Consider the following 6,252-nt stretch of genomic DNA (forward strand, 5'->3'; position numbering starts at 1 on the left):
AGCTACCTCAAGGCAGGGCGTTTCGACGACCTCATCAACTGGTCCATCGCCGCCGCCGCTCCTTGGTGCCCAGATAATGACATTCCATCCCTCATCAGCGAGGTGTCTTGATGGGCCCCTTTGCGTCACCGCGCCCGGTCGGGTCGGCCGGCCGTGGCGCGAACCAAGCACCCCACTCGCGTTCAATCGCGCCGTTCGCACCGCGGCAGCCGCGGCAGATCCTTGACAGCCACCGGGGTCGCCCGGTTGGTCCTGGTGCCATCGCCGAGCTGGCCCTCACGGTTGAAGCCCCAGCACCGAACCTCGCCCGCGTCCAGGCGCGCGCAGGTATGGAAGGCACCCGAGCTGATCTCGACCGCGTGCTCGAGCCCTGAAACGGCCACGGGCGTGCTGCTCCAGGTCACCTGGGCTCCGTTGCCGAGCTGGCCCTTGTCGTTATCGCCCCAGCACTTGACCCGACCTGTGACTAGGCGCGCACAGGTGTGGACTGCCGCCACGCCGAGCTCGACCGCATGGGTCAGCCCCGAGACCGTCACGGGGAAACTGCCGGGCATCATGACGCCGTTGCCGAGCTGGCCCTCGTGGTTGAGGCCCCAGCACTTGAGCTTCCCGGTGCCAAGGCGGGCGCAGGTGTGGCTTGAGAGGGCGTCTACCTCGACAGCGCCCGAGAGCCCCGCCATTGGTACGGGGACGGTACTCCGCACCGTCCTGCCAATACCGTCTAGAACGCCGTCTTCGCCCCAGCAATACACCTCACCTGCGGCCAGGACCGCGCAGGCGTGTCTCGTGCCCAGGGCGAGGTCGACCGCGCCTTGCAGACCGTGGACGTCGACCGGGACAGCGCTTCCGGTCCAGGTGCCGTTACCGAGCTGGCCGTTGTGGTTGAGACCCCAGCACCGGACCTCGCCTGCGCTCATGATCGCGCAGCTCTGGCCGCCACTCAGTACGAGCCGCAGCGCGTTCGTGAGCAACGGCACCGGCACGGGCCTGCTGCTGCTTGTCCACGTGCCATTGCCAAACTGGCCATTGCTATTGCCGCCCCAGCACTTGACCGTGCCGCCCTGCAGCGTAGCGCACGTGGTGTCGCTTCCCGCGCTGATCCGGGCAACACCTGCAAGGCCAGGGACGGCAACAGGCGCCGGCCGGCTGGTCTCGCTGCCGTCCCCAAGCTGGCCGAAGTCGTTGTAGCCCCAGCACTTGACCGCGCCCGAGCCAAGCAGCGCGCACGTGTGCAGGCGGCCTGAGGCCAGCGCCTTGGGACACGCGGGGCATACGCTGGCCTCGTCCACCCGGCCGTCGCAGTCGTCGTCGATCCCGTTGCAGTGCTCGGGCTCGGGTCCCGTGGCCGTGCAGCCTTGCCACGCGCCGTCCTCGCAGACCTCGGTGCCTGCGGTGCAAGCGCCCACATCGCTGCCGCAGGCCTGCACCAGCGACTCGTCGGTCCTTGCATCGCAGTCGTCGTCCACGTCGTTGCACGTCTCGGGCGTGGGAGTGACGGCGCTGCAGCCTCGCCATGTGCCCTCCATGCACGTTTCGGTGCCGGCCTGGCACGCACCCACGTCCATGCCACAAGTTCGGGCCAGCGACTCGTCCATCCGGCCGTCGCAGTCGTCGTCGATCCCGTTGCAGCGCTCCAGGCTCGGAGTCAGCGAGCCCGCGCACCTTGCCCAGGCGCCGGCTTGGCAGTCTTGCGTGCCGGCCCGGCACGCACCTGCGTTCGAGCCGCAACCACGCGTGGTTCCCGTCACGCACTCGCAGGCTTCGTCGACCGTCCCGTCGCAGTCATCGTCAAGCATGCCATCGCACAGCTCCATGCCGGGGCCTACCGCAGTGCAGCCCTGCCAGGAGCCGGACATGCACGTCTCGCTGCCCGCCTTGCAAGCACCTACTACGCTGCCGCAAGCCTGGCTCAAGGTTTCGTCGACCGTCCCGTCGCAGTCATCGTCCAACCCGTTGCAGCGCTCGGCGGCTGGACCGGCAGCGCTGCAACCGTGCCATGCGCCCGCCATGCACGTTTCGGTGCCGGCCTGGCACGCACCCACATCCGCGCCGCAGGGTCGGCTCAGGGCTTCGTCAACCTTGCCGTCGCAGTCGTCGTCCTTGCCGTTGCAGCTTTCAGTCTCCGCAATGCACGAATCGACCGCTGCCTCCGGTGCCGCGCCGCCGCCTGCGTCGACGCTCCCGCCTGCGCCCACCGGACCGCCATGATGCTTGCCGCAGCCAGCACAAAGCACGAACGCGCTTGCGAGCAAAAAGGTCGCCACCATTGTCGTTTGCATCGCTTCACTCCCGCGAGGTCCGGCCGAACGCAACGTTACAGCTGACCTCCCACTGCAGCGGCTCGTAGCTCCAGTTGCATCGGCGCGGCGGGTCATGCTCGGATTCCATCGCAACGACCGCTCGCAGCCGAATCCGAATCTGACCCAGCCCCCCATTCCCCCAACGCCGCCCACGCCGCCCGTGGTCCCCCCAGAGCCCGCTGTGCCGCCCTGACCCAGCGAGCCGCTCATGCCCCCCGCGCCACCCCTGCCCGCCGGAGAGCCAGAGCCTCCCCTTCCGCCCTGGCCCGAGCGTCCCGCGTTGCCAGCAAAGGTACGGGCCCGCCCCACCCCGCTGTGGCCACCTGTGCCTGCGCAAACCTTGGTGCCGCTCTGGCCGCCAGCGCGCCCCACGAGCGAGCCCGCCGCTCCTGTGCTCGTCGTCCTGGCTCCGCAGCCCGCGATCATGATGCTGAAAGCGAGGAGCCAAAGGGCAATAAGGAAGCCTAGCATCCAGGGGGCGATCAAGGCGTGCAAAACTGCAGGCACCAGCTGCGCCCTGCCACTACGGTGCAGGGACCCGTGAGGGCGATGCATGGCAAGCTCCCGCACTGCGGAGGTAGAAGGGTGGCCGAGGGGACACAGAAGGGGGGGCCCGGAACTAGAGGGTCCGTCGAGCACACGAAACCCGACGGGCAAGGTCCGAACGGCGAGGTACCGGCGCCAGCTGGACCCAGGCCGCCTACACCGCCCATGCCTGGTCCTGCCCCGGAGGCAGCCGCCGCGCCGGCCCAGCCCCCCATTCCCCCAACGCCGCCCACGCCCCCTCCAGAGCCCGCTGTGCCGCCCTGACCCAGGGAGCCGCTCATGCCCCCGGCGCCACCCCTGCCCGCCGGAGAGCCAGAGCCTCCTCTTCCGCCCTGGCCCGAGCGTCCCGCGTTGCCAGCAAAGGTACCGGCCCGCCCCACCCCGCTGTGGCCACCTGTGCCTGCGCGAACCATGGTGCCGCTCTGGCCGCCAGCGCGCCCCACGAGCGAGCCCGCCGCTCCTGTGCTCGTCGTCCTGGCTCCGCAGCCCACGAGCATTGCACCGAGGACAACAAGCCATAGGGCAAGGAAGCGGTGATCGTGTGAAAGCATCCAAGAGTTTCCTTCGTTTGTGCGGCAAGAAGGACCGCGACAGCGCGCAGCGCGAATTCTACGGGTTGCTGGGGTTTGCCGTCGGGGTTGAATACTCGGTGGCCCCGCTGCCATTCGAGTAGATGAAGCCGTCGTCGACACCCTCGACCGAGTAGTACAGCGAATAGACATCGCAGCAGTTTGCTGGCTCTGGGTTCGTGTCGCACTGCGTCGAGTGTGCTGGGATCCAGCCAGCCGGGCCCCCGGGTGCTACCCAGATGTTGAGATAGAGCTCCTGGTTCGGATTACACGCGACATCGATCGGAGCGTTGAGGTTCGTGCCGCCACCCAAAGACGTCCCTTCAAGCCGGGACGTAACGAGGCGCGGTGTGTTCGGGTCGTTGTCGTGGTCGATGCCGCACCTCTGGCTGCTGTCCGACCAGCAGTACTCCACGCGATACGGCTCCAGGTTCAGGCTGGCCTCGGTGCGCAGCACGATGCGCCCGCGCAGGTAGGACTTGCCGTCTACGCAGGTGACCGGGATGACGAAGTGGTCATGGTCGGGACACCAGGTTGGAATGGGATCGATGCCGGGTCGCGGACAAAGTTGAGGGGCGCCGCCGAACGGCTGCGACCACAGCACTGCAGTGTTCTGACGCGTCAGCCGGCCGGTGATGCGTTGGGTCGAGACGTTCACAGGGTCAACCGTGAGCTGTTTGCCAGGGAAGTAATCGGGGTAGTCGTCCAGCGGCTCCATGTCCTCCTCGGGCGTGCTCGGGCACGAAGGAGGAGGCGGGTCGGGTGCGGCCCCCAGGTTGCAGGTCGTCCCGTGGTCGCTGGCTCGGCCCAGGTAGGCGCCCAGGGCCTGCTCGTACACGGAATGCTGCGAGGAGCCCGGCGTGTGGTTGATCAGGTTCTGCACGTGCTGGGCCATGCGGCAGGGCGCCTGCGGATCGGGCACCAACTGCGGATTGGCCGTGGGAAGCGGATGGTGAATCGGGCGGCCGCTGGTGACCACGTAGATCGGACTCGTCTGCGCGCGAGGCGTGCGTACGGTGACCCAGCCGCTCGGCACGTTCGTGAGCGGGACGTTGGAGGAGAGGTCGATAGGACCGGCGTCGACTTGCCATTCGAGAAAGACGTGACCGTTCCACAGGACCTGAACCGCACCGTCCACCAGCAGATTACCCGTGACGCTGAAGTTGAAGACATCGTGGTGGTTGATGACATGGTACGAGTTGCCGATGTGGGCGGTTCCTCCCACCGGATTGCTTCCAGAGTGCCATTGAATCGCGAGGCTCGCCCAGTCGTCGCAGGTCATGTCGTCGCAGTTGGGATCCTCACGCGCGCCCGCAACGAGCACGGTGCGGCCCCCGTTGAGCGCATTGGTGTATTGGTTGAACGTCAATCCTCCACCCGCGGCATCATCGAAGAAAAGCGCGGTGCGCATCATGCCGATCTGTTTCTGCATGCAGCGATTGTCGCTGCCGCCTGCGAGCGCGATGTAGTAGCCGCTGTCCAGGATGTCGCTCCAGAGCTGAAAGGCGCCGCGTGGCATCGGCCCGGTTGCCGCCTGGCCACCCGGGTCGGGCTCGGGTATCTCCACGGCCATGAACTTCGGCCAGGGAGGGCCCGTTTTCGCGACGTGCACGGGCAGTTCCCGTGGCGCGAGGAAATCCACGGAGTTCGTGTAATCGAGACGCCAGGCCTGAGTATGGTTGACGCCGTACACGTCCGCTTGTCCCCCGGTCACCGATTGATTCATGGCCCAAGCCACGAAAGGTAGGCCGCTGCCGAGTTTCGGCATGGTCGAGGTGTAGAGTTCGTGCAGCGAAGGCACGTTACAGCCCGTGTTCCTGTTACGGCAGCTGTCGTTTTCGCAGCCACAGGGTCCAAGCGCGGCCACGTTCTTGAGCCCGAGGACCGTGATGTGGCCCATGTCGCTAGCAGGATAGCCCGAGGCCTCCAGATCATAGCGCAAGATCTTACCGGGATAGCCCGGGTCCGTGTTGTCCGTGCCGATGATCCAGGGCCATTCGTAGTCCGTGGCATTCGAGCGATCCGGCATCCAGCCCGATTGGCCCCAGATCAATGCACTGCCGACATCCAGGCCGCGCTTGTCCATGGCCGCGAAGATCGTGTTCGGGGCCAACCACTCCGGAGCCCAGGGTCCGGCAGCACGTTGACAGCCCACCGCGTGGATGTGCACGTCGGCGAAGAACCAACGCCAGACAGGCGTCGTCTGCTCGGACTTGAACGACCCTGCCGTGTCGTTCAAATCCCGGGCAGCAACGAAATCCCGAGCAGTAGCGAAGTCCCGGACAGCAACGCGCGGTCCGACACGACTCGGGGCGATCCGCAGATCAGAAGCGTCGATCGGCGCCCCCCTACCTGCCGTCCCCCCCCCCCCACCCGCGGCGGGTACTCTCGTCAAAGGCAGCTCCCTTGAGCGCTGCCGTTGATCCCGATGCCTCTCGTTCAACACCGCATCCTGGCAAGCCACCGATCACGCTCAGCGATACCAAGCCGGCACGTAACCCTTGCCCGCTGACTACCCACGACCTTCCCATGGCGCACCTCCTTGCACTCGAGTTGTCCTCGAAACGCCTGACCCTCGCAGCAAGACCCGTATCGGTCTGAACGCTTGCTCAATTCATCCGCACCGGTAACGCAGTCCGTCCTACACCGCAATGGCCCTAAAGTACTAGTACCTCTCCACAGGGGAGATGATCGGTTGGCTCGGAGTCATCGGAGCACGGGGAGGTCGTCGGGAGCGACGAGCAGTTCGATGCTTCGTGCCAATCGGGGGGTTCGACGGATGAGCGGATGAGCCCTTTGCTCTCGAGCTCGCGGATCATTCGATGAGCATGGGGCGA

General features: G+C 66.6%; 2 protein-coding genes. Both read right to left on the minus strand.

What is annotated here, in order from left to right:
- Positions 1-182: 182 nt before the first annotated feature.
- Positions 183-2,279 carry a hypothetical protein gene (locus MJD61_01540; protein ID MCG8553960.1) on the minus strand — a complete coding sequence of 699 codons (2,097 nt, stop codon included), beginning with the start codon at positions 2,277-2,279 and terminating at the stop codon, positions 183-185.
- A gap of 1,176 nt (positions 2,280-3,455) precedes the next feature.
- Positions 3,456-5,810, minus strand: a complete 2,355-nt coding sequence (locus MJD61_01545; protein MCG8553961.1) for a hypothetical protein — start codon at positions 5,808-5,810, stop codon at positions 3,456-3,458.
- Positions 5,811-6,252: the final 442 nt, after the last annotated feature.

The sequence above is a fragment of the Pseudomonadota bacterium genome, assembly GCA_022361155.1.
Classification (GTDB): domain Bacteria; phylum Myxococcota_A; class Polyangia; order Polyangiales; family JAKSBK01; genus JAKSBK01.